Annotated in this window: 27 protein-coding genes and 1 riboswitch; of the genes, 15 read left to right on the plus strand and 12 right to left on the minus strand. The window is 67.9% G+C overall.

Annotated elements, in window-relative coordinates:
• The first annotated feature begins 11 nt into the window (after positions 1 to 11).
• Together ACPXCG_RS03155 and ACPXCG_RS03160 are read left to right on the plus strand one after the other, a co-directional pair.
• Positions 12 to 2,015, plus strand: a complete 2,004-nt coding sequence (locus ACPXCG_RS03155; protein WP_425788992.1) for an MFS transporter — start codon at positions 12 to 14, stop codon at positions 2,013 to 2,015.
• Between the two features lie 9 nt (positions 2,016 to 2,024).
• Entirely contained in the window at positions 2,025 to 2,576 is a 552-nt protein-coding gene (locus ACPXCG_RS03160) for a DUF2771 family protein (RefSeq protein WP_425788994.1), read from the plus strand.
• Positions 2,577 to 2,594: 18 nt separating this feature from the next.
• On the opposite strand, the gene ACPXCG_RS03165 is transcribed toward ACPXCG_RS03160, so the two are convergent.
• Positions 2,595 to 3,008, minus strand: coding sequence for a cold-shock protein (locus tag ACPXCG_RS03165; RefSeq protein WP_425790471.1), 414 nt, complete (start codon positions 3,006 to 3,008; stop codon positions 2,595 to 2,597).
• A gap of 222 nt (positions 3,009 to 3,230) precedes the next feature.
• Here ACPXCG_RS03165 and ACPXCG_RS03170 point away from each other — a divergent pair, with 222 nt between their 5' ends.
• From ACPXCG_RS03170 to ACPXCG_RS03190, 5 genes are all read left to right on the plus strand, one after another.
• Positions 3,231 to 3,440 (plus strand): hypothetical protein, encoded by a 210-nt coding sequence (locus ACPXCG_RS03170; protein WP_425788996.1) that lies wholly within the window; start codon positions 3,231 to 3,233, stop codon positions 3,438 to 3,440.
• Positions 3,437 to 3,988, plus strand: a complete 552-nt coding sequence (locus ACPXCG_RS03175; RefSeq protein WP_425788998.1) for a flavin reductase family protein — start codon at positions 3,437 to 3,439, stop codon at positions 3,986 to 3,988. The genes ACPXCG_RS03170 and ACPXCG_RS03175 overlap by 4 nt, the downstream gene beginning before the upstream one ends.
• Positions 3,985 to 5,076 (plus strand): GTP 3',8-cyclase MoaA, encoded by a 1,092-nt coding sequence (gene moaA, locus ACPXCG_RS03180; protein ID WP_425788999.1) that lies wholly within the window; start codon positions 3,985 to 3,987, stop codon positions 5,074 to 5,076. The genes ACPXCG_RS03175 and moaA overlap by 4 nt, the downstream gene beginning before the upstream one ends.
• A 6-nt stretch (positions 5,077 to 5,082) precedes the next feature.
• Positions 5,083 to 5,331 (plus strand): MoaD/ThiS family protein, encoded by a 249-nt coding sequence (locus ACPXCG_RS03185; protein ID WP_425789001.1) that lies wholly within the window; start codon positions 5,083 to 5,085, stop codon positions 5,329 to 5,331.
• Between the two features lie 253 nt (positions 5,332 to 5,584).
• A riboswitch (cyclic di-AMP (ydaO/yuaA leader) is annotated at positions 5,585 to 5,767 on the plus strand.
• 5 nt (positions 5,768 to 5,772) lie between these two features.
• A complete protein-coding gene (locus ACPXCG_RS03190) occupies positions 5,773 to 6,414 on the plus strand; it encodes a transglycosylase family protein (RefSeq protein WP_425789003.1) in 642 nt (213 codons plus the stop codon).
• 105 nt (positions 6,415 to 6,519) lie between these two features.
• Here the strand turns inward: ACPXCG_RS03190 and ACPXCG_RS03195 are convergent, their stop codons facing one another.
• From ACPXCG_RS03195 to ACPXCG_RS03215, 5 genes are all read right to left on the minus strand, one after another.
• Positions 6,520 to 7,023: a DUF6328 family protein gene (locus ACPXCG_RS03195; protein WP_425789005.1), complete on the minus strand. Its 504-nt coding sequence runs from the start codon at positions 7,021 to 7,023 to the stop codon at positions 6,520 to 6,522.
• A complete protein-coding gene (locus tag ACPXCG_RS03200; protein ID WP_425789006.1) occupies positions 7,020 to 7,472 on the minus strand; it encodes a molybdenum cofactor biosynthesis protein MoaE in 453 nt (150 codons plus the stop codon). The genes ACPXCG_RS03195 and ACPXCG_RS03200 overlap by 4 nt, the downstream gene beginning before the upstream one ends.
• On the minus strand, positions 7,472 to 7,972 hold the full coding sequence (locus tag ACPXCG_RS03205) for a MogA/MoaB family molybdenum cofactor biosynthesis protein (RefSeq protein ID WP_425789008.1): 501 nt from the start codon (positions 7,970 to 7,972) through the stop codon (positions 7,472 to 7,474). Before ACPXCG_RS03205 ends, ACPXCG_RS03200 begins: the two co-directional genes overlap by 1 nt.
• Complete coding sequence (gene moaC, locus ACPXCG_RS03210) at positions 7,965 to 8,438, minus strand: cyclic pyranopterin monophosphate synthase MoaC (RefSeq protein WP_425790473.1); 474 nt, start codon at positions 8,436 to 8,438, stop codon at positions 7,965 to 7,967. Before moaC ends, ACPXCG_RS03205 begins: the two co-directional genes overlap by 8 nt.
• 62 nt (positions 8,439 to 8,500) lie before the next feature.
• A complete protein-coding gene (locus tag ACPXCG_RS03215; protein WP_425789010.1) occupies positions 8,501 to 8,686 on the minus strand; it encodes a hypothetical protein in 186 nt (61 codons plus the stop codon).
• Positions 8,687 to 8,764: 78 nt separating this feature from the next.
• Between ACPXCG_RS03215 and ACPXCG_RS03220 the strand changes: the two genes are divergently transcribed.
• Together ACPXCG_RS03220 and ACPXCG_RS03225 are read left to right on the plus strand one after the other, a co-directional pair.
• Positions 8,765 to 11,101, plus strand: coding sequence for a helicase-associated domain-containing protein (locus tag ACPXCG_RS03220; RefSeq protein WP_425789012.1), 2,337 nt, complete (start codon positions 8,765 to 8,767; stop codon positions 11,099 to 11,101).
• Positions 11,102 to 11,211: 110 nt separating this feature from the next.
• A complete protein-coding gene (locus tag ACPXCG_RS03225; protein ID WP_425789014.1) occupies positions 11,212 to 12,879 on the plus strand; it encodes a DNA repair helicase XPB in 1,668 nt (555 codons plus the stop codon).
• A gap of 12 nt (positions 12,880 to 12,891) precedes the next feature.
• Here ACPXCG_RS03225 and ACPXCG_RS03230 read toward each other — a convergent pair whose 3' ends face one another.
• A complete protein-coding gene (locus tag ACPXCG_RS03230; protein ID WP_425789016.1) occupies positions 12,892 to 13,959 on the minus strand; it encodes an LppU/SCO3897 family protein in 1,068 nt (355 codons plus the stop codon).
• An 81-nt stretch (positions 13,960 to 14,040) separates the two neighbouring features.
• Here ACPXCG_RS03230 and ACPXCG_RS03235 point away from each other — a divergent pair, with 81 nt between their 5' ends.
• Entirely contained in the window at positions 14,041 to 15,195 is a 1,155-nt protein-coding gene (locus tag ACPXCG_RS03235) for a pyridoxal phosphate-dependent aminotransferase (protein ID WP_425789018.1), read from the plus strand.
• 113 nt (positions 15,196 to 15,308) lie between these two features.
• On the opposite strand, the gene ACPXCG_RS03240 is transcribed toward ACPXCG_RS03235, so the two are convergent.
• Entirely contained in the window at positions 15,309 to 16,292 is a 984-nt protein-coding gene (locus ACPXCG_RS03240; protein ID WP_425789020.1) for an LLM class F420-dependent oxidoreductase, read from the minus strand.
• A 108-nt stretch (positions 16,293 to 16,400) separates the two neighbouring features.
• Here ACPXCG_RS03240 and ACPXCG_RS03245 point away from each other — a divergent pair, with 108 nt between their 5' ends.
• On the plus strand, positions 16,401 to 17,042 hold the full coding sequence (locus ACPXCG_RS03245; protein WP_425789022.1) for a TetR/AcrR family transcriptional regulator: 642 nt from the start codon (positions 16,401 to 16,403) through the stop codon (positions 17,040 to 17,042).
• Between the two features lie 213 nt (positions 17,043 to 17,255).
• On the opposite strand, the gene ACPXCG_RS03250 is transcribed toward ACPXCG_RS03245, so the two are convergent.
• A complete protein-coding gene (locus ACPXCG_RS03250) occupies positions 17,256 to 18,197 on the minus strand; it encodes an SMP-30/gluconolactonase/LRE family protein (RefSeq protein WP_425789024.1) in 942 nt (313 codons plus the stop codon).
• A gap of 162 nt (positions 18,198 to 18,359) precedes the next feature.
• On the opposite strand from ACPXCG_RS03250, the gene ACPXCG_RS03255 reads away from it, so the two are divergent.
• From ACPXCG_RS03255 to ACPXCG_RS03270, 4 genes are read left to right on the plus strand one after another with little or no spacing between them, the layout of a single operon-like run.
• Positions 18,360 to 18,941 (plus strand): TetR/AcrR family transcriptional regulator, encoded by a 582-nt coding sequence (locus tag ACPXCG_RS03255; RefSeq protein ID WP_425789026.1) that lies wholly within the window; start codon positions 18,360 to 18,362, stop codon positions 18,939 to 18,941.
• Positions 18,934 to 20,466, plus strand: coding sequence for a flavin-containing monooxygenase (locus ACPXCG_RS03260; protein WP_425789028.1), 1,533 nt, complete (start codon positions 18,934 to 18,936; stop codon positions 20,464 to 20,466). The genes ACPXCG_RS03255 and ACPXCG_RS03260 overlap by 8 nt, the downstream gene beginning before the upstream one ends.
• On the plus strand, positions 20,463 to 22,193 hold the full coding sequence (locus ACPXCG_RS03265; protein ID WP_425789030.1) for a GMC oxidoreductase: 1,731 nt from the start codon (positions 20,463 to 20,465) through the stop codon (positions 22,191 to 22,193). The genes ACPXCG_RS03260 and ACPXCG_RS03265 overlap by 4 nt, the downstream gene beginning before the upstream one ends.
• A 25-nt stretch (positions 22,194 to 22,218) precedes the next feature.
• Positions 22,219 to 22,881 (plus strand): hypothetical protein, encoded by a 663-nt coding sequence (locus ACPXCG_RS03270; protein WP_425789031.1) that lies wholly within the window; start codon positions 22,219 to 22,221, stop codon positions 22,879 to 22,881.
• A 32-nt stretch (positions 22,882 to 22,913) separates the two neighbouring features.
• Here ACPXCG_RS03270 and ACPXCG_RS03275 read toward each other — a convergent pair whose 3' ends face one another.
• The 3 genes from ACPXCG_RS03275 to ACPXCG_RS03285 form a co-directional block, all read right to left on the minus strand.
• Positions 22,914 to 23,726, minus strand: a complete 813-nt coding sequence (locus ACPXCG_RS03275) for a mycofactocin-coupled SDR family oxidoreductase (protein ID WP_425789032.1) — start codon at positions 23,724 to 23,726, stop codon at positions 22,914 to 22,916.
• 70 nt (positions 23,727 to 23,796) lie between these two features.
• Positions 23,797 to 24,414: a TetR family transcriptional regulator gene (locus ACPXCG_RS03280; protein ID WP_425789034.1), complete on the minus strand. Its 618-nt coding sequence runs from the start codon at positions 24,412 to 24,414 to the stop codon at positions 23,797 to 23,799.
• 18 nt (positions 24,415 to 24,432) lie between these two features.
• Positions 24,433 to 26,670, minus strand: coding sequence for an MMPL family transporter (locus ACPXCG_RS03285; RefSeq protein ID WP_425789036.1), 2,238 nt, complete (start codon positions 26,668 to 26,670; stop codon positions 24,433 to 24,435).
• Positions 26,671 to 26,854 lie beyond the last annotated feature (184 nt).

Consider the following 26,854-nt stretch of genomic DNA (forward strand, 5'->3'; position numbering starts at 1 on the left):
CAATTGTCGGTGTGAACCGACCCAGCCCCCGCTTCCCCCGGGGGAAGCGAAGCGAACCGACGGGGCCCGACCCGCGCGGCGCGGGTCACGATGTCGAACCGGGTGCCGGCCACGACGGTCGCAGTCGTCGGCAACACCCCGGGACCGCGAACTACCCTGCCGACGAGCCGACCACCGCCCGGCGTCCGGTCACCGGACGCTCCACGTCCCGCGGACCGGCCGACACCGCCTATCTGCCACCGCCCACCCACAATCCGCATCTGCCACCCCTCGACGGGCACGATGAGACCCCGACGGGCGCCCCGACCGACCGGATCGGCGGTACCAAGGCGATGCCGGGCGGCACCTCGGGTCCGGGAATCCCCAAGAAGATCACCGTCGCCCGCGTCGCCGCGATGCGCAGCCGCGAGTTGACCGGCCGCGGGATCGGCAAGATCTACCAGGCCGCGACCGCCGACGGCGCCGACCGCTCCGGCCTGACTGCCCTGACACTGCCGGTGATCGCCAACTTCGCGGTGGACGCCGCGATGGCCGTCGCACTCGCCAACACCCTGTTCTTCGCGGCCGCCACCGGCGAGTCGAAGACCAATGTCGGCCTCTACCTGGCCCTGACGATCGCCCCGTTCGCGTTGATCGCCCCGTTGATCGGCCCCATGCTCGATCGCCTCCAGCACGGGCGGCGCATCGCGATGGCGACCACGTTCGGGCTCCGGGTGATCCTCGCGTTGCTCATCCTGGCGAACTCGTCCTGGGACGCCACGACGCAACAACTGCAGTACGACCCCTGGGTGCTCTATCCGTGCGCGCTGGGCCTGCTGGTGTTGTCCAAATCGTTCGGGGTCCTCAAATCCGCGGTGACGCCACGCGTGGTGCCACCCACGATCGACCTGCCCAGGGTCAACTCCCGCCTCACCACCTTCGGCCTGATCGGCGGCACCATCATCGGCGGTGCCGTCGCGGCGATGTTCGAGGTGCTGTTGGCCAAGGTGCTGCCCATCCACATCCCCGGCGCGATGGTCTGGCTGGCGGTGATCGCCGCTGCCGGTGCCTGGTTGTGCATGCGCATCCCGTCGTGGGTGGAGGTGACCGAGGGCGAGATCCCGACCACGCTCACTTACCACGGGGAGCCGGCGATGTCGCACGCTCCTGCGGGTGACGCCGCGGGCGGGCGCCGCGGTGCCCGCGAGACGGCCACCGCGCTGGCGGCGAAGATGCGGCAGCCACTCGGCCGCAAGGTCGTCGCGGGGCTGTGGGGCAACGCGACCATCCGCATCCTGACCGGGTTCCTCACGCTCTACATCGCCTTCTATGCCAAGGCGCAACAGGACGTGCATTCCGACTGGACCCAACTCGTACTGCTCGGTGCGTTCGGCGCGGCCGCGGGTGTCGGAAACATGATCGGCAACGGCCTCGGCACCCGACTGGAGCTGAAGAACCCGCCCCGGATCGTGGTCTGGTCCACCGCGGCCTGTTTCATCGTCGCCGCACTGGCCGCGATCTTCGGCAACATCGTGATCGCCACACTGGCCGCGTTCGTCGCCTCGGGCACCAGTGCGATCGGCAAGGTCTGCCTCGATTCGTCGATCCAGGACGATCTGCCGGAAGAGTCGCGGGCCTCGGCCTTCGGCCGGTCGGAGACCGTTCTCCAGCTCGGATGGGTCTTCGGCGCGACGCTCGGTGTCCTGTTGCCCCCGACGTTGTGGATCGGTTTCACCGTGGTCGCGGTGCTACTGGGCATCGGCCTGTTGCAGACCGTGATGACCACACGTGGATCGTCGTTGGTGCCGGGTATCGGCGGACAACGACCCGACTACGCGGCACCCACGGTGGCGTTGCGTGCGGTCGGCCACCCCGCGGCACCGCCGCGCCGGTCGTCGCCCGCACACCACCCCCCGTCCGACGCCCCGACCCGCATCGCGCATCATCCTGGTGGTCGGCATCCTGATCCACGTCGCGGCCACGCCGCCGACCCCACCCGGAAGATGCCCGCCGAACCCGATCGAGGACAGTCGTAGACCGTGCACGTGAACAGTGGAGAAAAGAAGGCGCTCGCGATCATCGCGGCCGTGGTGGTCGCGTTCGTCGTGATCGTCGGCGGGACGGTCGCCGTGCTGACGAAGGATCAGTGGTCCGGCGATTCGACCGAGGAACAACCGTATCTGCAACTCGCGGTGGGCGATCGGCTCGTACGCGTGGACCCGACCCGGATGTGCGACGTCTTCCTCAAGAACTGCGAGCCCAAGAGGATGGCCGACGCGCAGGTCCAGCGCGTGCCGGTGCCGGTCGGCGAGTCGGTGATGCTGTCGGTGTCCAAGGACATCGCCGAATGGCCCTGGAACCTGGTGATCCAGTACCTCACACCCGAGGGGCTCGACGGGACCTCGGTCCCGATGCGGTCGAACTCCACCTACACCACGGTGCTGCACTCGACGCCGGACCGAATCCTGGTCAACGTCGAGGTGCAGGTGCCGTCGGCGATCGCCGATGCCCAGAACAACAACGTGATCGCGCGTGGCTACCTCGCGGCGGACACAAGCCCCCAGGACCTACCATTGCCCGCCGCGAACCCGCGCTGACGGATCACCGGGGTGGGGTCAGCGCTCCAGTTCGCGGGTGACCGCACGGACCACCTCGGAGATGCGCTGCGACGTCTTGCGATCCGGGTAGCGGCCCTTGCGGAGCTCCGGCTGCACCGCGCCCTCGAGAAGGGTGATCAGATCGGCGACCATGCCGTGCAGTTCGTCGGGCGTGTGCCGTTTGGTCTCCTTGCGCGCGGCCTCGCGTGTGTTCTTCGCGACACTGGGCGCCGGTTCGAGAACGGTGACGGTCAGCGCCTGTGGTCCGCGACGTCCCGCGGCCATGCCGAACTCGACGCGCTGGCCCGGCTTCAGGCTCTCCACGCCGTCGGGCAATGCGGACGATCGGACGTAGACGTCCTCACCGCTGTCCTGCGAGAGAAAGCCGAAACCTTTTTCCGCGTCGTACCACTTCACCTTGCCGGTCGGCACTGTGCTCACCCTCATCTGTACGTCGGCGTCCATGACAAAAGCGCCCCTGACCTGAGTCACAGCTGGTCCCGTGACCGGGACCCGGCTCCACATCAGATGAGCAGAGGCGCCAATGAGGATTCAGTCTAGCCAACGCGAATCGGACCGGGCACGTGGATTACCTCACGCCCCGCGACGATCACCGGGCGCCACCGACCCGCGACGTGTTCTACCGTGGAAGACATGAAGAGCCAATCGTCCCCGCGACTGCTGCAGCTGGCCGGGGTCGTGTTCGCGATCGGACTCGCGGCGATCGTCGCCCTGTTCGTGACTCCCATGGTCACCGACGGTGGCACGGCACCCACGTTCGTGTACGTGCTGACCATGTGCGCGCCGGTGGGATTTGTGATCGGGCTGGTCTTCGCACTCCGATCGGGGCGGCGGGCACGATGACCCTCGAATCCGCGTTCCCGACCACCGCGGCCGACCTCTCCCCCGCGGCCGACGTCGATGTGCTCAAACGCGCGTACAGCTGTTTCCCCTCCGGCGTCGTCGCGGTCGCGTGCCGGGTCGTCGGCGCCGACGGCGCGCCGGAACTCGTCGGGATGGCGGCAAGTGCGTTCACCACGGTCTCGCTCGACCCCCCACTCGTCTCGCTGTGCGTCCAGAACTCGTCGACCACGTGGCCACGACTCCGCTCGGCCCCGGCCATCGGCGTCAGCGTGTTCGCGCGCGATCAGTCCGACCTGTGTCGACAGCTCGCCGGCCCGAGCCACGCGCGCTTCTCCGGGATCACCCCCTCCGGCACCGACGACGGCGCCGTGTTCATCCCGGACGCGGCCGCCTGCCTGTCCTGTTCGCTCCACAACGAGATCCCGGCCGGTGACCACACCTTGGTCCTCCTCCGCATCGAGGCGCTGCAGTACGACGCCGGCGTGGAACCACTCGTGTTCCACGCCAGCACATTTCGCTCATTGGAAGTGCGGAGGACCGGCACATGACCGTTGTCTCGCTCGGCCTCCCCACCACATCGCCGTCGATGGACGTACCGCCGGCGGACACCCCGACGACGGGTCCGCTGCGCGATCGGTTCGGTCGAATCGTCACCGACCTGCGCGTGTCGGTGACCGATCGGTGCAATCTGCGATGCACCTACTGCATGCCCGCCGAGGGGCTCGACTGGCTGCCCACCGACGACGTGCTCACGACCGGTGAGCTGATCCGGGTGATGACCGTGGCGGTCCGCGACCTCGGCATCCGCACGATCCGCTTCACCGGCGGCGAACCGCTGCTCCGCCGCGACCTCGACGACCTGATCGGCGCCGTGTCGGCCCTGCCGGCCGCACCCGAGATCGCGATGACCACCAACGGCCTCGGTCTCCGGCGCCGGATCGAACCGCTCGTGGCCGCCGGACTCGATCGGATCAACGTCTCGCTCGACACCGTCGACCGACAGCGATTCGCCGAGATCACCCGACGTGACCGCCTCGACGACGTCGTCGACGGACTGGCTGCCGCACGCGCCGCCGGAGTGCGCTCGATCAAGGTGAACGCGGTCCTCGCCGGCCACGACGATCTCGACCGCCTCCCCGACCTTCTCGGGTTCTGCCTGGACCACGGCTATCAGCTGCGCATCATCGAGCAGATGCCGCTCGACGCCGAGCACCGATGGGACCGGTCGTCGATGGTCACCGCCGACGAGATCCTCGCCGCGCTTCGCGCCCGCTACACCCTGCTGCCCGATCCCCGGCCGCGCGGCAGCGCTCCCGCCGCGACGTGGCTGGTCGACGGCCACGACGTGGACGGTGCACCGGCGCGCGTCGGTGTGATCGCATCGGTCACCCGCCCCTTCTGCGGAGATTGTGATCGCACCCGACTCACCGCCGATGGCGCGCTGCGCAACTGCCTGTTCGCGGAGTCGGAGACCGATCTCCGCGCCGTGCTGCGCAGCGGCCTGCCGGACGATCGCCTCGACGCGGCCATCGCCGACCGCTGGCGCGGCAACACGTGGGTCAAGGCCGCCGGGCACGGCGTGAACAGCCCCGAGTTCCACCAGCCCACCCGGCCGATGTCGGCCATCGGGGGCTGATCGGCGATGCAGTTGACCGTCCGGTACTTCGCTGCTGCGCGCGCTGCGGCGGGTAGGGACACGGCCGTCGTCGACGTCGACGCGGATACGACGCTCGCCGACCTCGAGTCGATCCTGTCCGCCGACAACCCGGATCTGCAGCGGGTGTTGGCACGGTGTTCATATCTTCGCGACTCCGTCGCGCTCTGCGATCGCACTGTGACCCTTGGGACGTGTGCGATCGTCGACGTTCTGCCGCCGTTTACCGGTGGCTGACGCCACACTCGCCCTGTGACCTTCATCACATAACGGGTCGATAACGAGAAGGACACAAGTCGACTATCGCCCCGTGAGCAGGGATGACCCTCAAATTGGGTCGAGAGACCCAATCGGGCCGCGAAAACAGGCTTGCCAACAACGTGATTCGAGCTCGCAGACGTAATACTGTGACTGAACGACGCCCCCCGGGGGGTCACGACCGAGTAACCAAATGCATAACGTCCCGTCGGCCGCGCCGAACCTCACTCCGTCACGGGACGCACCAGAACGACATCTAGGAGTGAGGACGGGGGACCCACCCTCCGACAGAGAACCGGACGGTCATCACGACGTCCTTGGGGTTAAGTCCCGGCGTGACTCACGTCAGGCCGAGACCGGGCACCTCTCGCCCGAACCCGACAGCTGACTTCGTAGGCGCGTGGAGAGAGGAACACCACCATGTCCGGACGCCATCGCAAACCGACTACAGGCACTCCCACCAAGACCTTCGCCAAGGTCGCCCTCACCGGAGCCGTCCTCGGCGGCGGCGCCGCCCTGCTGGGCGGCACCGGTTCGGCAAACGCCGCAACCGACGCCGAATGGAACCAGGTCGCCCAGTGCGAGTCGGGCGGCAACTGGGCCATCAACACCGGCAACGGATACCAGGGCGGCCTGCAGTTCAACCAGGGCACCTGGGCCGGCCACGGCGGCACCCAGTTCGCTCCCAGCGCCGATCAGGCCACCAAGGAGCAGCAGATCGTGGTTGCCGAGCGCGTGCTGGGCAGCCAGGGCAAGGGCGCATGGCCCGTGTGTGGCACCGGCCTCTCGGGCGCCACCCAGCGCAACGCGCCGAGCGAGGCCCCGCGCCTGCAGCTCCCGAAGCTGCCGGCACCGTTCAACTGGTCGGCCGCGCCCGAGGCCAAGAGCACCGATGACGTGCAGAAGCAGCTCGACTCCGCGCTCAGCCAGGCGCAGGAGAAGGGCAGGATCTCGCCCGAGGTCAAGAACATGTGGGACATGGCCAAGAAGAGCGGCTACGAGCTCACCCCGGACCAGATCAAGATGTTCAACGAGCACAAGGACCAGCTGCCCACTCCCTGATAGGAGCAGCTGACTCGGCCCGCACCACGGGCCCACAGTCGAAGGGCCCCGCACGACGGTTTCAGACCCGTGCGGGGCCCTTTTCCACTCTCATGGGACGCCCGGTCAGTCGGGTCGGGACAAGCGTCGCCGTTCACGCAGCGGCATCGCGACCCACATGAACAGAAAGACCACCAGTGCCACGCACCCGGCCGCGATCGCGGCCCAGCCGCCGAACACGATGTCGAAGATCACCGTGAGAACGCCGATCAGCGCCATTCCGAGCAGTCCGATACCGATCAGCGTCAACACGTGTGCGCGGTCCACCAGCTGATCTATCGCGTGGCGCCGGAACAACAGACGATGCAGGGCCACCGGCGAGATCAAGGTGACCGTCGACAGCACCGCACAGACCAGGCTGACGACAAAGATGTACTGCTCACGAGAGCTCAGCTCCTCGAAGCCCTCTTGGAACGGGACGGTCAGCATCAGACCGGTGAGGATCTGACCACCGGTCTGCACCACCCGCAGCTCCTGCAACAGGCTGGCCCAGTTGCGGTCGAGTCGCTCGGCAGGAGTCTCGTGGCGGCGTGGCCGGGACGCGTCGTCCTCGTCAGGTGGCGAGGTCACGCCGACCCCACCCACTCGTCGCTGCCGTCGCCGAAGAACTGGTGCTTCCACACCGGCAGTCGCGCCTTAACCTCGTCTACCAGGCGTGCGCAGAGCTCGAAGGCCGCTCGACGATGATCGGCCGCGACCGCCACCACGAAGGCGACATCGCCGATCGCGAGTTCTCCGACCCGATGCGACACCGCCACCGCACGGACCCCGTCCGCTGCCCCGGCGACCTCACCGACGACGTCGGACAGCACGGTCGGCGCCGTCGGATGGGCGGAGTAGACGAGCCTGGTCACCTCGTGACCGCCGTCGTGGTTGCGCACCGCACCCACGAACCCCACGACGGCACCGGCGGCACCGCCCGCAGCCTCGACGACGAGCGCCTCGTGTGATGCCAGGTCGATCTCGTTGTCGGACAACGAGGCCCGCACCACCGCCACGCCGGCAGCCCCTTCCGACATCAGTGGTCACCGCCGCGAATCTGGTCGAGCGCATGGTCAAGGACTCCGTCGAGGACGGACAGTCCGTCCTTGACCCCGCCGGTCGACCCCGGCAGGTTGATCACCAACGTCGTGGCGGCCACGCCCGCGGTACCGCGCGACAGCACCGCGGTCGGCACCGTCGGCAGGCCGGCCGAACGGATCGCGTCCGCCAGACCGGGGATCTCGACGTCGAGCAGCGGGCGGGTCTGTTCCGGGGTGCGATCCGTCGGCGAGAGACCGGTCCCGCCGGTGGTGACGATCAGATCGGCACCGGCGTCCACACCGGCCCGGATCGCGTTCCCCACGGGCGTGCCGTCGGGCACCACGCTGCAGTCGTCGACGACGAATCGGCGGGCTTTGAGCCAGTCGGCGATGACGGGTCCGGTGCGGTCGGCGTAATCGCCACGGCTGGCCCGGGTCGAGGCGACCACGATCCTGGCCACCCGGAACCGTCCGCCGTCGCCCGGCGACTCACTCACGTCGCCACGACCCCGATTTGCCTCCGGTCTTCTCGAGCAGGCGCACCCCGTCCATGCTGGCGCGGCGGTCGACCGCTTTCACCATGTCGTGCAAGGTGAGGCCGGCGACCGCGACCGCGGTGAGGGCTTCCATCTCGACCCCGGTCTGACCGCTGGTCCCGACCGTTGCCGTCACATCGATGTGATCGTCGGCGATCGCGAACTCGACCTCGACCGACGACAGGGCGAGCTGATGGCACAGCGGGATCAGGTCGTCGGTGCGCTTGGCGGCCATGATGCCGGCGATCCGGGCGGTCGCGAGGACATCGCCCTTCGGGAGCTTGCCGTCGCTGAGCAAGCCGATCACCTCGGTCGTGGTGCGAAACGTCCCGCCGGCCACCGCACGGCGGTCGCTGCGCGATTTGCCCCCGACGTCGACCATCCGGGCCGCACCGGTCGAGTCGAGGTGACTCAGGCCCGGCTGGATCGGCCCGCTCTCGGCGGCGGTGTCATCTGCCCCGCTCGCTTCGCTCCCGGCGGCCACGCTCGTCAGCGGTTGACGACAGTCTTCGGCTGGAGGTACGGCAGGTCGTCGGGGGCCAGCGGGAACTCGATGTCACCGAAGGGCGACAGGGCACCGGACAGTCCGGCCGCGAACTCGGAAACAGCGTGTGCGCTGTCGCCTTCTCCGTCTTTCGGCCAGCCGTTGTCGACGTACTTCTTCTTCTCAGCCACGGGGTCATTGTGCCATGTGGCCTCGACGGCCGTCCCGCCGAAACCGCCGTCGGGAGCCCGCTCAGTAGAATCGACCGAATGAGTGCTGATGACCAGGGCGTCAGCCTGGCCGATGACCTGGCCTTGCGCAGCGACGACGAGGTCATCGAGCTGCTCACCGCGCGCCCGGATCTCGCGTCCCCACCGCCGGCGGGCACCGGTGTGTTGGCCTCGCGGGCCTTGTCGGCGGCGTCATCGGCGCTGGCAGGCGAAGATCTCGATCTGCTCGCGGTGGCCGTGCTCGAACAGGCGATCGCGCTCGGCCTCGAGACCACCGGCACGATTCCCGCGCCGACCGGCGTCGCATCGATCGTCGCCGCGCTCGCCGGGCAGGCCGACAAGCAGGAGATCCTCGATCGGATCGACCGGCTGCGGCGGCGCGCCCTGCTCTGGGGGCCCGACGACGCGCTCCTGACCGGAGCGCATGCCCCGGCCGCCCTGCCGTGGCGGGGCCACCATCTCACCGGGCCCCTCGCCCGTCAGAAGCCCGAGGACCTGCGCGCCACCCTCGACGGGCTCGATGAGCGCGAGCGCAGTCTGCTCGAAACCCTGTCCCGCGGGCCCGCACTGGGCCGTAGCCGGGACGCCGCACCCGACGCCGATCCGGACTCGCCGGTCGCCCGGCTCCTCGCGGCCGGTCTCCTCGCGCGCATCGACGACCAGACGGTCGAGTTGCCGCCGATGATCGGCCAGCTGCTGCGCGATGAGCCCACGCTGCGCACCGACGACCTCGGTGCCCCCGCACTGCACGACGAGTCGGCCAAGCGCCGGTTCTCCCCCAGCGCCCTCGAGGCCGCCGCGGGCGGCGAGGCGCTGGAGCTCATCCGCCACGCCACCTCGCTGATCCGCGCGCTCGGGGCAACTCCCGCGGCGGTGTTGCGATCGGGCGCGCTGGGTGTTCGCGAGCTGCGGCGCCTGGCCAAGGTGACCGGCCTCGAACAGCGGCGTCTCGCATTCATCGTCGAGCTCCTTGCGTACCTGCGATTCATCGACGCCGGGTTCCCCGAGCCCGCGCCGGCATCCGACTCCGGCGAGCACGCCTTCGCGCCCACCATGGCCGCCGACACCTGGTTGCACCAGGCACCCGACCGGCAGTGGTGGGCGTTGCTCGGTGCATGGCTGGAGATGCCCCGGCGCGCGTGGCAGATCGGCGAACCCGATCGCGACGGCAACGCCCTGCCGGCGTTGTCGGGCGAGCTGCACGACGCCTACGCACCGATCGCGCGTCACGCGATGCTCTCGACGCTGGGCGAGGCCGGTCGTGCCATGCCGGTGACCACCGACGCGCTGGCGACAGCCCTGCACTGGCAGCACCCACGCCAGATCCGCCGGTACTCACGGCACGTCGTCGAAGAGACACTGCGCGAGGCACGCGAACTGGGGGTGGTCGCCCACGGATCGCTGACCGCGGTTGGTCGGGCGGCCATCGCCGGCGACCACGACGAGGTGGAGTCGTCGGTGCTCACCGCGATGCGGGCGGCGTTGCCCGAGCCCGTCGACCACTTCCTCGCCCAGGCCGACCTCACCCTGACGGTCCCCGGACCCATGGCCGCCGACCTGGCCGAACAGGTGGAACTCGTCGCCGACCTCGAGTCCGGCGGCGCGGCGTCGGTCTATCGCGTCTCCGAGGCCAGCGTGCGACGCGCGCTCGACGCGGGCCGCAGCAGCAGTGAACTGCTGACCCTGTTCACCGCACATTCGCGCACCCCGGTGCCCCAGTCGTTGACCTACCTGATCGAGGACGTCGCGCGAAAGCACGGCCAGCTGCGGGTGGGCGTCGCATCGGCCTTCGTGCGCTGCGAGGACCCCACCACCCTGGCCGCGGTGCTACGCAGCGAGGCCGCCGAACACCTGGCGTTACGCGCATTGGCGCCGACGGTTGCGGTGTCGCAGGCCGACGTCCGTGAGGTGATCGACCGACTCCGGGCCGCCGGGTTCGCCCCGGCGGGCGAGGATTCCACCGGCACCGTCGTGGACCTGCGTGAACGCGGCAGCCGCGTCACCGTCGCACGGCAGCGCCGAGCGCCCCAGCCGCGCCGGCCCGTACCTTCGCCAGATCAGTTGCGGACCGTCGTCGCCCGGATGCGTTCCCAGGATCGGGCCGCGACCGCCCGTCCCGCATCCCTTGCGACGTCGGCGGCACCGGTCCGTGCGAGCGGTGGCGGCGAATCGGCGACTGCCTTGATCCAGCTCGCGCTACGGGTGAACCGGCGGCTGCGAGTGGACTACGTCGACGCGCACGGATCGGCCAGCCGGCATGTGGTGACGCCACGAACCCTCGGGGCGGGGCAACTCGTCGCCGTCGACGCGGGAACAGAGGACGAGCAGCACTTCTCCCTGCACCGGATCACCAGCGTCGAACTCCTCGAGAACTGAGGGCGACACCGGCGACACCTACCCGCTGCGACGGGTCGTCGCGGCGACCTGCGCCCTCCCACCTGCGACCGCTTCTGACAAGAGTTGCACCGATCTGGACAATGGACGGGGTGACCGATGGACCCCTGATCGTGCAATCCGACAAAACCCTGCTGCTCGAGGTCGACCACCCCGATGCGGCGGCGGCCCGTGCGGCGATCGCGCCGTTCGCCGAACTCGAGCGTGCCCCCGAACATGTGCACACCTACCGGGTGACTCCGCTCGCCCTGTGGAACGCGCGCGCCGCAGGCCACGACGCCGAGCAGGTGGTCGACGCCCTGGTCAGCCACTCCCGCTACGCGGTCCCGCAGCCGCTGCTGATGGACATCGTCGACACGATGGGCCGATTCGGCCGCCTGCAGCTGGTCAAACACCCGGCACACGGCCTGACCCTGATCAGCCTCGATCGCGCCGTGCTCGAAGAGATCATGCGCAACAAGAAGATCGCCCCGATGCTCGGCACCCGCCTCGACGACGACACGGTGGTCGTGCACCCGTCTGAGCGTGGCCGGCTCAAGCAGGTCCTGCTGAAGGTGGGCTGGCCCGCCGAGGATCTCGCCGGTTACGTCGACGGCGAAGCCCACCACATCGAACTCGATCAGGACGACTGGCATCTGCGTGACTACCAGGAACTGGCCGCCGATTCGTTCTGGGCGGGCGGATCGGGTGTCGTGGTGCTGCCCTGCGGCGCCGGCAAGACGATGGTCGGCGCCGCCGCGATGGCCAAAGCCGGTGCCACCACCCTGATCCTGGTGACCAATACGGTCGCCGGGCGTCAGTGGAAACGTGAACTCGTGGCCCGCACATCCCTGACCGAGGACGAGATCGGCGAGTACTCCGGAGAACGCAAGGAAGTCCGTCCGGTCACCATCGCCACCTACCAGGTGATGACCCGGAAATCGAAGGGCGAGTACAAGAATCTCGATCTGTTCGACTCCCGCGACTGGGGCCTGATCATCTACGACGAGGTGCACCTGCTGCCCGCGCCGGTGTTCCGGATGACCGCCGACCTGCAGTCACGGCGCCGGTTGGGCCTGACCGCGACCCTCGTCCGCGAGGACGGGCGCGAGGGCGACGTCTTCAGCCTCATCGGGCCGAAACGCTATGACGCACCGTGGAAGGACATCGAGGCCCAGGGCTGGATCGCGCCCGCCGACTGTGTCGAGGTGCGGGTGACGCTCACTGACGAGGAGCGCATGCAGTACGCGGTCGCCGAGGCCGAGGAGAAGTACAAGCTCTGCTCCACCGCACACACCAAGGTGAATGTGGTGAAGTCGATTCTGGCCCGGCACAAGGATTCTCCGACGCTGGTCATCGGTGCCTACATCGATCAGCTGGAAGAGTTGGGCCGCGAGCTCGACTCGCCGGTGATCCAGGGCTCCACCAAGAACAAGGAGCGCGAGGTCCTGTTCGACCAGTTCCGCAAAGGTGAGATCCGGACCCTGGTGGTCTCCAAGGTGGCCAACTTCTCGATCGATCTCCCGGAGGCATCCGTCGCGGTCCAGGTCTCCGGCACCTTCGGTTCCCGCCAGGAGGAGGCGCAGCGCCTCGGCCGCCTACTCCGTCCGAAACGTGATGGCGGGCAGGCGCATTTCTACTCAGTGGTCTCCCGCGACACCCTCGACGCCGACTATGCGGCGCATCGGCAGCGGTTTCTCGCCGAGCAGGGCTACGCCTACCGGATCACCGACGCAGACGATCTACTCGGCCCCGCCATCGGCGAGGAATCGGCGGGCTGACCTGCCGGTGACTCAGGTGGGTTCGGCGAGGCAGTAGCCGACCGGCTTGGGCAGCGCGAAGTAGACGGACAGCTGGTCGGTGGAGCAGGACGGCTGTCCGTTGCTCCGCTGATCGACGCGGACGATCTCGGTGCCTGCGGCCTTGGTGGCCCCGCACCCGAGCTCCTTGTAGTCCGACAGCGACGCACTCGGCATCCCGCCGACCGGGATCTGGTAACACTTGCCCTGCGTCAGGTTCGGTGACAGGCACAACTGTTCGCCGGTTTCCTCGCCGTCGCGCATCCAGTAGAGCCGGGAGTAGTCCTGGCTGGGGCACGTCGCTCCGGTGACCTTCTGCGCCACGTAGAAGGTGAACTTGCTCGTCGAGGAGCAATCCGCCTTCCGCGCGTGCACGTCACCGCCCTGTCCGCTGCCGGTGACCGAGACACAGTCACCCACCGCGACGTCGCCGGTGTCGGTGACCGAATCGCGGGCGATGAAGCCGACCACCCCGATGATCGCCATCAGAAGGACGGCCACGATACCGACGACCCACCACAAACGCTTGCTCGACCGCTTCGGCGGCGGTGCCGCGTACGGATACGGGCCCGGATACGGCTGGCCGCCGGGAAACTGCTGGGCACCGGGGTACGGCTGCGCGCCCGGGTATTGCGGGGCACCCGGATATTGCTGGGCGCCCGGGTACGTCTGAGCACCGGGATATGGCTGTTCCCCCGGGTACGGCTGAGCACCCGGATACTGCTGGGCACCCGGATACTGCTGGGCACCCGGATACTGCTGGGCACCCGGATAAGACTGCGCACCCGGATAAGACTGGGAGCCGGGACCGGGTTGGGCACCGGGATACGGCTGGGCACCTGGATAAGGCTGAGCGCCGGGATTGGGCTGAGCGCCGTAGTACGGCTGTTCCCCCGGATACGGCTGAGCAACGGCGCCCGGCTGGGCACCCGGGTACTGCTCGCCGCCTGGCGACGGTTGCGCTCCGGCCGGGCCCTCACCACTGCCCTGGGGCTGCTCGGGATCCGCGTCCTGCGGCCCCTGCGGTGAATCCGGGTTCGGCGGTACGGGCGGGGTGGTCATAGTCGCAGATCGTACCGCCGCCCATGACGGCCGTGACGATGCCATCTGCACGCATGACCCCCGATGTGTCAGCCTTGAGCGGTGCGCACCGTTTCCCGCCTCCGCCCCTTCGGCACCACGATCTTCGCCGAGATGTCCGCGCTCGCGGTCGAACACGATGCGGTCAACCTCGGGCAGGGTTTCCCCGACACCGACGGTCCCGCGTCGATGCTGACGGCCGCACAACGCGCGATCGCCGAGGGACACAACCAGTACCCACCCGGGATCGGCGTGCCCGAACTCCGGTACGCGGTGGCCCGGCACCAGCGGCGACATTACGGACTGGACTACGACCCGGACTCGGAGGTGCTGATCACGGTCGGCGCAACCGAGGCGATCGCCGGAGCCGTCGTCGGACTCGTCGAGCCCGGCCGTGAAGTGGTGATGGTGGAGCCGTACTACGACTCGTATGCCGCCACGGTCGCGATGGCGGGCGGCATCCGACGCACCGTTCCGCTGATCGCCGACGGCGACGGCTTCCGTCTTGACCGGACCAGGCTGGCGGACGCGTTCGGCCCCTCCACCGCGATCATCCTGGTGAACTCACCGCACAACCCCACCGGAACGGTCCTCTCCGACGACGATCTCGCCGAGATCGCGCGGCTGTGCGTCGAACACGACGTGGTCGCGGTGACCGACGAGGTCTACGAGCACCTGCTCTTCGACGACCGGGTCCATCGACCGCTCGCCGCCTTTCCCGGCATGCGTGACCGAACCCTGCGGATCTCGAGCGCCGCGAAGACGTTCAACTGCACCGGGTGGAAGGTCGGGTGGGTCAGCGGTCCGGCCCAGTTGGTCGCGGCCGCCCGCTCCGCCAAGCAGTTCATGTCGTATGTGGGTTCCGGACCGTTCCAGCCCGCGGTGGCCCGCGCGCTCGACGACGAGATGGACTGGGTCCACGGATCCGCGCAGCGACTGTCCTCGGCGCGCGTTCTGTTGTCGGACGCCCTCCGCGACACCGGCTTCGACGTCCACCGAAGCGAGGCAGGCTATTTCGTGTGTGCCGATCCGCGACCGCTCGGCTTCGACGATGGTGTCGCATTCTGTCGGATGCTGCCCGAGCGGATCGGTGTCGCGGCCGTTCCGGTGAGCGCGTTCGTCGACGACGTCGAACCTTGGCGACACCTCGTCCGATTCGCCTTCTGCAAGCGCGAGGACGTCATCTCCGAAGCCGCGCAACGACTTCGACAACTCTGACGTTCCATCCCCGGGTTCCCACCAGCCGACCGGGCACCGCCACCGACCGATGGCCGACGCAGTGCTTTCGGTGCGCCCGATCGGCGGAAAGTTGCGCCCGATCGGCGGTGCTGTCAGCGCAGCGCCGGCATGACCTCGTTGACGAACAAGTCGAGGCTGCTGCGGTCGTGCGCGATGTCCGGGAAGTAGAAGATCCCATAGGACATCCCGAGGTCGACCAGGGCGGACAGGTTCTCGATCACCTGCTCCGGCGTCCCGACGGCAGGCATGCCGCGATAGGCCGCCATGCTCCCCGCGGCCGCCTCCGGATGGACGAATTTCGCCAGCCGCTGCTCGAGGGCGTCGAGCCGACGCTCCACCTCGGCGGCCGTCTCGCCGATCACCACGTTGCAGTTGGCCGAGCGCACGATCGATTCGTAGTCTCGACCCAGGTCGGCGCAGTGTTGTTGCAGCACAGATGATTTGTGCGCGAAACCCTCGGCCGTTCCGTCGAAGTTCGTGTAGTCGGCATACTGCGCGGCGATCCGCAGCGTCTTCCGCTCGCCACCCCCCGCGATCCACAAGGGGATGCGCCCGGCGACCGGCTGGGGTGCGCAGATCGCGTCGTCGACCTGGTAGTGGACACCGTCGAGACTCGCACGTCCGGTCTCCCAGGCCTGTTTCATGATCGCCACCCCCTCGTCGAGCCGAGCGAGTCGCACCCCGGCAGACGGGAAGCCATAACCGTACGCACGCCACTCCTGCTCGTACCACCCGGCGCCGATCCCCATCTGCACTCGACCACCCGAGATGAGGTCAGCGGTGGCCGCCACCTTCGCCAGATACATCGGATTCCGGTAACTCATCGCCGTGCACATCTGCCCGATGTCGACGCGGGACGTGGTGGCCGCAAAGGCGGACACCAGGCTCCACGCCTCGTGCGTGGCCTCGTCGGTCGGCATCGGCACCGTGTGGAAATGGTCGTAGACCCAGATCGAATCCCAGTCCGTCTCTTCGGCTGTCGTGGCCAACGACGACATCACCGACCACTGATCTGCGGGCGCGATGCCGGTGAGATCGAGACGCCAACCCTGTGGAATGAACAGTCCGAATCGCATGGCCCCACGCTACCCGCGCCGGCCATGGCCCAGCGCCTTCGGTGGGCACTAGACTCGAGTGCATGCCCGACCCGAACGGAGTCGGCGACAGCTAGGAGATCGACGACGATGGGCAGGGTCCGCAGCGAGCGGGTCACGGTAACCCGCGCCCGAATCATGTCGACTGCCGAGCGACTCTTCGCCGAGCAGGGTGTTTCGACTGTGTCCAATCGTCAGATCAGCGAGGCCGCCGGCCAGGGCAACAACTATGCCGTCGGATATCACTTCGGTGGTCGGCTCGAACTGGTCCGGGCCATCCTCGAACTTCACAACGCCGAGATCGAACCACTGCGATACGCAATGGTCGACGCACTCGGACCGGAGGTCGAGATACGCGACTGGATCGGTTGTCTCGTCGCGCCGCAGACCGACTATCTGGGTTCGCTCGGGACACCCACCTATTTCGCCCGGTTCTGTGCGCAGATCACGATCGACCCGAAGTTCGGGACGCTCCTCTACGATCAGGCAGTCGCATCCAGCGGACTGATGGCCGTTCTCACGGGCCTGTACTCGTCGCTACCCGCGATCCCCGCCACCGTCCTGGAATCGCGAGACACCATGGCGCGCAACATGATCCTGCTGACACTGGCCGATCATGAGCGGTCCCGGGCGGCCGGCGAGGCGACCGGGTCGTGGTCGGACGTCGGCGATCAGCTCATCGACGCGCTCGTCGGTATCTGGCTGGCGCCGGTGACGCACACCCCGGAGTGACGAGGCGAACCGGCGCAGTAGCCAACCGGAGCAGGGGCGTCGACCCGCCGAGGACCCCCACATCCCCGGAAGTCCGACGCCCCCGACACGGTCCCCCGACCTAGACCCCGGAGCCCCCCCCCGGTCCCCGGGGTCCGGCCTATTCAACCACTATTCAGTCACCTGACTCAATACATCGAGCGAGTTTTCTCGCCATTCGGCGACGAAGTCGACTCAGTGCCGCACGGCGACGGCCAGGAGCGCACCGGACTCGGTGCCGACGATCAGCAGGTCCGGGCGGCCGGGACGCTGCGCGATGGCCGTGACCGGCTGACCGATGCCGGCGACGCAGACACCATGCGTCGGGAGATCGACGGTGGCGATCTGCCCGGTCGTCATCGTGACCGCCAGCGTGCGGCCGTCGAGCGCGACCAGGTCGTCGAGTACGCCGGGGAAGGGCCGGGTCACGTCGGCGGCGACCGACACCGCGCCCGGATCACCGATCGGCACCCGCAGGATCCGTCCGGTGAGACTCATCGTCAATGTGACGTACAGACTGTCTCCGAGAACGACGATCCCATTGGTGCTCGTGCCGTTCACGGTGCGGGACACTGCGAGATTCTTCGGAGCCCGACGTGACCATGCCGTGTCGATGGCTCCACGCCGGTCGATTCGCAGGACCCCGAAGTTGCCGTCGGCGACGTAGAGCATCCCGGCGGCGTCGAAATCCATTCCGTTCGGCATGCCCAGGCCCGTGGCGAACACCTGCACCGCCGGCCGAGGCCTTGAGGGATCCAACCGGACGATCGTGCCGGTGCGCGGTGATCCCGGAACCATGTTGAGCGTGGTGTCCCCCGAGGCGATGTAGAGCAGGCCGTCGGGTCCGGTCCGGATGGCTCCGGGAGCGACGACATGCACTGCCGCGGTGCGACGTCCGGCACGATCAAAACGTTCGACCGTGTTGTCGAGCACCCGCGACACCCAGAGGTTGCCGTCGTCGTCGAAGGTCAGGTTCTCGGCCCAGCCTGCGACACCCGGCGACTCGGCCGCAGTGGTGACCGACACCGCAGGGCACCGAGGAGCGGCCGCCGCCTGCGCGCCGACGAACAACGGCACGACTCCGGCGATCACCACCACCACGACACCGACGACATGAATCCGGCCCACCTTCATCATCGGATCACCCCTCATTTCCGCGGCGGCCGGCGACGCTCCGGCGCCGTGCAGGTCAGAGGCTATCCGACCCGACACTCCCCGGATAGGTGCACGACATGCACCAACCCGGAAAGAAACAAGCAGTCTGGACTGTTTCTTTAAATCCCGCTACTCTCCATCACCATGACCGAGCCGACAGCACCGGTGACGCGCACCCAGGCGCAGCGCACCGCCGCCACCCGGGAGAAGGTGCTGGACGCCGCCGTCGACGCACTCGTCGAGCTCGGGTACGGCGGGACGACGACGCAGGAGGTCAACCGGCGTGCGGGTGTGTCCCGCGGCGCGCTGCTGCACCACTTCCCGACCCGCGAGGCGCTCGTCGTCGCTGCCGTATCACATCTGGTGGATCGCCGGCTGACCGAACTCCTGAACCGCCCCCGCACCGGCGACGAGGACATCGAGATTGTCGTCGAAGCGTTCAGTGGTCCACTGTTCGATGCGGCACTGGAACTCTGGGTGGCCGCGCGCACCGACCGCGGGCTTCGCGAGGCGATGATCCCCCTCGAGCAACAGGTCACCGACGCACTCGCCGCCGGATGCGCCGACCTCTTCGGCGACCGCTACACCCCCGCAGAACTCGAGCTCACCGTGGAACTCGCACGTGGACTTGCTGTTTCCCGAATTCTCCGAACCGCCGATGCCGACCGGGCGCTCACCACCCGACTGCTCCCAGTGTGGAAGGAACTCCTCGACCGCCATGCCTGAACATCCCGAACGCGCCGAGCCGGCCGAAGACGTCGACATCCTGATCGTCGGAACCGGATTCGGCGGACTCGCCGCCGTCCATCGCCTCCGTGCAGACCACCCACGGCTCACCATCAGGGTGATCGAGCGAGCGGCAGGCCCCGGCGGGGTCTGGCGCGACAACGACTATCCGGGTGCGGCCTGCGACGTGCCGACCTCCCTGTACTCGCTGTCCTTCGCCGCGAACCCGGAGTGGTCACACACCTACGGTCGGCAGCACGAGATCCGCCGCTACCTCGAAGCGGTTGCCCACGACCACGCCGACGTCATCCGGTACAACTGTCCGCTCACCGCGGCGTCCTGGGATGACGACACCGCTGTCTGGATCGCCGAGACCGGCCTCGGCACCATCCATGCTCGCCACCTGGTGGCCGCCCCCGGCGCCCTCTCCGAGCCGGGCGTCCCCGACCTGCCCGGGTCGGACCAGTTCGGCGGGACGGTGTTCCACACCGCACGGTGGCGTCACGATCACGACCTCACCGGCCGCCACGTCGCGATCGTCGGCAGCGGGGCGTCCGCCGTCCAGGTGGTGCCCGAGATCGTCGACCGGGTCGCGCATCTCACCGTCTTCCAACGCACGCCCGCCTGGGTCGTCCCGCGGATGGACCGGACCATCGGCCCCGTCGAACGTGGCACCTATCGCGCCCTGCCGATCAGCCACACGCTGATCCGCCGACTCACCTATCTCTATCGGGAGGCCTACGTCTTGATGATGGCCCGCCACCCGCGGCTGCTCCCGGCAGCCACCGCACTCGCGAAGGTGCAACTCCGCCTCCAGGTCCGCGACCGTGGTCTGCGGCGGCGACTCACCCCCGACTACACCATCGGGTGCAAACGGATGCTGCTGACCAACAAGTGGTTTCCGGCATTGCAGCGCGACAATGTGACTCTGACCGGCGCCATCTCCGGACTCGCCGACGGCGCGGCGGTCGATGCCGACGGCTCCGAGCATCGGGTCGACACGGTCATCTTCGCCACCGGCTTCACTCCCACCACGCCGCCGATCGCCACCATCCTCCGGGGCCGCGACGGCCGGACGCTCGCCGACACCTGGGCCGGTTCACCGAGCGCCTATCGTGGCGTCGCGATACACGGCTTTCCCAATCTGCACCTGATGTACGGGCCCAACACGAATCTCGGGCACAGCTCCATAGTGCTCATGCTCGAACCGCAGGCGTACTACATCTCGGCCGTGCTCGAACACCTTCGAACGCAAAGCCGTTCGATCGTCGAGGTGACTGCCGACGCGCAGCGCCGGTATACGGACCGGATGGACGCCGAGCTCGCCGGGACCGTATGGAACTCGGGCGGCTGCTCGAGCTGGTACATGGATTCCTCCGGACGCAACTCGGTGATGTGGCCGACATTCACCAAGGACTATCGAAAGATGATGTCGCAGTTCGATCCGGCCGATCATCTGATTGCCGGCGCACCGGACGCGGACATCACGCCGACGGCCCCGGCCACCGTGGGCGTCGTTCGATGATCGGCCGCCCCACCGCCGGTCCATCCGGCACCGATTTCGACGTCATCGTGATCGGGTCCGGGTTCGGCGGCTCGGTCGCCGCACTCCGGCTGTCCGAGAAGGGTTACCGCGTCGGCGTCCTCGAAGCCGGCAGGCGATTCGCCGACGACGAACTCCCCGCGACGAGCTGGCGGCTCCGCGACTATCTCTGGGCGCCGTTCCTCGGATGTTATGGCGTGCAACGGATGCACCTTCTCCGCGACGTCCTGGTGATGGCCGGCGCCGGCGTCGGCGGTGGTTCGCTCAACTACGCGAACACGCTCTACCGACCGCCCGCGTCGTTCTTCGGCGATCCGCACTGGGGCGCCATCACTGACTGGGCGGGCGAACTGAGCCCCTACTACGACCAGGCCGAACGGATGCTGGGCGCCACCACGTACCCGCATGTCACGCCGTCCGATGACGTCATGCGTGAGGTCGCCGCGGAATTCGGCGTCGAGGAGACCTTCGTCCCGACGCCGGTGGGCGTCTTCTTCGGGGAATCCGGAGTCACCAGCCCCGACCCGTTCTTCGGTGGCGCCGGCCCGGCACGCACCGGCTGCACCGAGTGCGGGGCATGCATGACCGGATGCCGGGTCGGGGCGAAGAACACCCTGGTGAAGAACTACCTGTATCTCGCCGAACAGGCGGGCGCACAGATCATCCCGATGACCTCGGTGCATGCCGTCCGTCCCAGCGCCGAGGGTGGCTACACCGTCGGGACCCATCGCACCGGACGCCGTCGGCGGGTACGCACCTACACCGCGGACCAGGTGGTCTTCGCGGCCGGTACCTACGGCACCAACAAACTTCTCCTCTCGATGAAGCAGTCCGGAGATCTCGCCGGCCTCTCGGATCGTCTCGGCCAGGTCGTCCGCACCAATTCGGAGGCCGTACTGGCAGCGACCGCACGCGACCGCACAGTCGATTACACGCAGGGCGTGGCGATCACCTCCTCGTTCCACCCGAATGCGCACACCCATATCGAGCCGGTCCGATACGGCAAGGGCAGCAACCTCATCGGTCTCCTTCAGGCGGTACTCGTCGACGGCGGCGGGCGGATGCCGCGGATACTCAAGGCGATCGGGGCGATGCTCACACATCCGGGTGCCGCACTCCGTTCGCTGTCGGTGCGGCACTGGTCGGAGCGCACGATCATCGCATTGGTGATGCAGACCGCCGACAACTCGATCGAACTCTTCGCCCGACGAGGCCGCCTCGGCCCTCGTCTGCGCAGCCGAGCCGGAGCCGGGGACCCACCGCCGCGGTGGATCCCCGAGGGACATCGGGCTGTCCGGTCGGTCGCCGACCGCATCGACGGCGATGCGGGTGGCTCCGTCGTCGATCTCCTGAACATCCCGATGACAGCGCATTTCCTCGGCGGGTGCGCCATCGGGACCGACTCGCGGACCGGCGTCGTCGACGCCTATCACCGGGTGTTCGGCCACCCCGGGCTGCACATCGTCGACGGTTCCACGGTCTCGGCGAATCTCGGCGTCAACCCGTCGCTCACCATCACCGCCGCGGCGGAACGGGCATTGGCCATGTGGCCCAATCGCGGTGAACAGGACCAACGCCCGGAACCGGGCACGGCTTATCGACCGGTGGAGCCGGTGTCACCGAATTGCGCGGCCGTCCCGGACGGCGCCCCGGGCGCCCTGCGTCTGCCGATCCGTCTCCCCATCAGCCCCGTCCGTCGTCACGCCTGATCCCGCGAATCCCAGGAGCACCAGAATGTGGAGTGTTGTCGAGTCCCGCACTGATCGTGATATCTGGCCGATGAGCCCGCCGGCGCCGTGGCCTGCGTCCGTCCGCGCCACCCTCTGGTGGCACCGGGCCACCGACGACGCCCGGTCGCTGGCGATCTCCGACGCCAAGACCATTCCGGTCACGGTGGGGATGATGGTCGACTACCTCGATTCGCCGGTCGGACCATATCGCGAGGTTCTCGCCAGCCCGGTGCTGCTGGCGCCGAGCCGACGACTCGGACCTCTTCCGCGGCTGCACGTCCCGTTCATCGCGGTGGATTCGGAGACCTCCGTCCACGGTGGTCGCGTCCATTGGAGGCTGCCCAAGGTGATGGCGGCGTTCAACGGGGAGGCGACATCGGAGATGGTCGCCAACGGGGCGGACTGGTCCGTGCACGCCATCGCCCACGCGCTACCGGTGACGCTGCCCATCGCCGGTGCGCTCGGCTTCGCGCAGCCGATCAGCAGGGAAGGCGGACCGGTCGATTTCCTCCGCGCGACGGCGACCCTCGCCGGGACCTTTCGTCCCGCACGCGTCGACGTGGTCCTCACCGGGCCCACGCTCCCCACCTGGCTGAAGGCGGGTACGCATACGGGGATCACGGTCACCCGCGGCCGGATGTCGACCGGCCGCGGGCGGCGCTGCTGACCCGTCTCCTGTCGTCAGAAGTACTGTTGTCCTCAGAAGTACTGCGCGCCACCGTCGATCGAGATGTGTTCGGCCGTGATGAACTTCGACTCGTCCGAGGCGAGGAACGCCACCACATTGGCGATCTCGTCTGCCTCGGCGACGAACTGGTTCAGGAACGTCATACCCATCCCGGCCAGACGCGGGTTGGCCGCGTTGGTCTCCTCGATCCGCGCCACCATCTGGCCGGATCCCATAGGCGTCGCGACCGCTCCGGGATGGATGCTGTTCACCCGGACGTTGTGGTTCCCGAGTTCGGCGGCGAAGGCCCGCGTCATCCCGACCAGCGCGTGCTTGCTGGTGGTGTAGTGGACCATGAACGGCTGCATCTTCTTGCCGGCAAACGAACTGGTCAGGATGATAGAGCCGCCACCTCTCTCGATCAGATGATGTGCAGTTGCGGTCACCGTGTTCCACGCCCCGATCACGTTGATGTCCATGGTGTCGCGGAAGGTGGTAGGGGTCACCTCGTCCCACGTCTCCGGGATGCAGATGCCCGCATTGGCCACCGCGATGTCAAGCCCACCGAAAGCGGAGACACCCTCGTCGACAGCGGCTTTCAACTCGTCGAGGTCCCGCACATCACAGCGGACGAGCTGCGCCTTCGAGCCCTGTTCCTCGACGAGCCGGCCGGTCTCGTCGAGGTCGGCTTGCGTTGCCGGGTCGTACGGCACGCCGGGCAGCGGCCCCGCGAGGTCCACACCGATGATCTGCGCGCCCTCACCCGCCAGCCGAACCGCGTGGGCGCGACCCTGGCCACGCGCGACCCCTGTGATGAACGCGACCTTGTTGTCGAGACGTCCCATGGCAGAACTCCTTTCGTGACGCGTCGGCACCATGCCGCCGCCGTCGAAGCAGATGTGATGCGTGACCGACCTAGAGCGGCAGGCCCTGTTCCAGCAGGTCGATGGCTTCCAGCAGTCCTCGCAGGAGCTCGTCGTCGGCGAGGTCGTCGGACCGGGCGAAGTGGAACATCACCCCACCGGCCGCGGCGATGAACACCCGCAGCCGGAAGTCGTCGACGGTCTTACCGGTGTATTCCGCGAAGAAGTCCGTCGCCTCGGAGATCGCCCGGTCGGATTCGATCTGGTAGGCGGTGCGCAGGACCGGTTCGGACTGGATCAGACGCATCCTCTCGGTGTTGCTTGCCCAGTCGTCGCTGTTGCCGATCTCGAACAGATCGGTCACCAGTCGCCGCACGAGGTCGAAATGCCCGAGCCCCGGGGGGATGGCGGCGGTCGCCGCATCCCTGGCCTCCTCGAGGTCGTCGGAGATGACCACCTGCTCCTTCGACGCGAAGTATCGGAAGAACGTCGTATGGGAGACCTCGGCCTCACGGGCGATCTGTTCGACGGTGGTCTGCGTGTAACCATGTTCGGCGAACAGTCGCATCGCCGCCTCACGAATCGCCTTGCGGGTACGGATCTTGTTCTTCTCCCGCAACCCGATGCGACGCCCCGGGCCGACGCCCGGGGCCGTCGTCGGTGTGGCCATGCTCCCGACCTCCTCGAATCAGCTCGCCGAACCCACTGGCTCCCGCGGTGTCGACTCGGTGTCGGAGGCAGGCAGCCCGCGGTCGCGGACGGCTCCGCCCTCGATGTCGAAGTCCACCACGAGTCGATCCAACCATCTCGGGAGGCCCCAGGCGCGATCTCCGAGCAACGCGATGATCGCGGGCACGACCATCATCCGAATGATGAAGGCGTCGAAGGCCACCGCGACCGCCAATGCGAAACCGAGCATCTTGGACGTCGTGTCCGGGGACAGCATGAACGCGGCGAACACGCTGATCATGATGATGGCCGCGGAGGTCACCACGCGCGCACCGTGCCGATAACCGGCGACGATTGCGTCCTTCGCCGACAGCCCGTGGATGTATTCCTCCCGCATGCGCGTCACCAGGAACACCTGGTAGTCCATGGCAAGGCCGAAGACCACCCCGATCAGGAAGATCGGCAGGAAGGAGAGGATCGGCTGCGTGTGGCTGATCAGCCCGAAATTGCCTTCCTGGAAGATCGCCACCGTCACGCCGAACGTCGCCAGCACCGAGAAGATGAAGCCGACGGTGCCGATCAACGGCACCCAGATCGACCGGAAGACCGCGATCATGATCAGGAACGCCAGGCCGACCACCACCACGAGATACGGGATCAGCGCCTTGTCGAGCTTGGCCGACAGATCCGACATGATGGCCGTCTGCCCGCCGACGTGCAGCTGGGCACCCGCGGTCTCCACGACCGGCGTGTAGTCGCGGATGTGCTCCATGAGCTCGTGGGTGGCCCCGTCCGACGGTGCGCTCGTCGGCGTCACCGAGATGAGCGCGGTGTTCGCGCCGACCTGAGGTTGCGTCGCGCCGTTGCCGACCCAGGTCAGGGTGTTGGTGTTGGCGACGTCGGGGAGCGTCTTGATGTGCTCGACGGTCTGCGCGGCGGCCGCGGTGACGTCACCGTTGTCGGTGTGCACCACCACCAGCAGCGGACCGTTGATGCCCTCACCGAAGCCGCGCTGCAGCAGCGACTGGGCCGCCGCCTCGTCGTCGGTGGTCATCGACATCCCCAACTCCAGCTTGGTGGCCGGGATCGCGGCCAGCACGAGGACGGCCAGGCCCGCGATGATGAACGGCAGTGGACGCTTGACGACGGTCCGGCCGAACTTCACGCCGACGGTCTCGGACGTCTCGGACGGCTCGGCATGTTTGATCCACGGGATACGCGGAGCGAAGGCGAAGCGCCCGACGGCGCCGAGCAACGCCGGGATCAGCGTCAGTGCGGCGAGAACCGCCACGGCGACGGCGATCGCCGCGCCCATACCCATCTGGGTGATCAGCGGGATACCGACGACCATCAGCGCCACCACCGCGATGATCACGGTCAGCCCGGCGAACACCACCGCCGAGCCGGCGGTGCCGACTGCTCTGCCCGCGGCGTCGGCGGCGCTCCCCCCGCGCTTTCGTTCACTGCGATAGCGCGACACGATGAACAGTGCGTAGTCGATCGACACAGCGATGCCGAGCATCGTGACGATTCCGGTTGCCGTCTGGTTGATGCTCATGAACTTGGCCCCGAGGGTCACCAGCATGATGGTGATCATCACGCCGAGCACGCCCGTGACGAGCGGGATGAATGCGGCGACAAGCGCACCGAAGGCGACGATCATCACCACGAAGGCGACCGCGAAACCGATCAGTTCGGCCTTGCCCCCCGCCTCCTGCACCTGCATCAGGGAGCCCGTCGCCTCCACCTGCAGTCCCCCACCACGGTGGTCGGCGAGGATCTCTTTGAGCTGGTCCTTCTGATCGACCGTGAGGTCCATCATCTCGATGCCCTGCCGGACCTGGATCAGGCCTACCTTGCCGTCGTCACCGAGAACGGACGAGGCGAGCGCCGGTTGCGCCTTGGCCACCGCCGTCGGATTCACGACGGTGTTGCCATCGGACAGCTGGGGCAGCTTGTGCAGATCATCGACCAGCGCATCGATCTGCGACGAGTGCGCCGACAGTCCGTCGTCGGCGGCCACCAGGACACTGGTCGATGCCTGTGACTGCTGTTTCATCACATTCGGGAAGTACTTCTCGACCTGCGATGTCGCGGTTCCCGAATCGGTGCCGGGAAGGCTGAAGTCCTTCGCGAACTTCGGGCTCAACGCGCCCACGAGCCCGGCGACCGTCACGGCGGCGAGCAACCAAACCGCGATCACCCACCACTTGTGCCGGAAGGAGAACCTCCCGACTCGGAACAACAACGACGCCATCGTCTTCCCTTCGCACGAGCCGAACAGACAGAGGTCACCAAAGTGTTAGTGACTTCCACTTGTTACTGAATACCGAAAGACTCGGCTGTCCGCCACCACGAAATGGACATTTGTGGCGGACCCCTCGGTGCCATCCGGCTGCGATGCACATCATCGAACACATGTTCGCATCATGCGGTAGCCT

It is taken from the genome of Gordonia sp. DT218 (assembly GCF_049847105.1).
In the GTDB taxonomy this organism is placed as follows: Bacteria; Actinomycetota; Actinomycetes; order Mycobacteriales; family Mycobacteriaceae; genus Gordonia.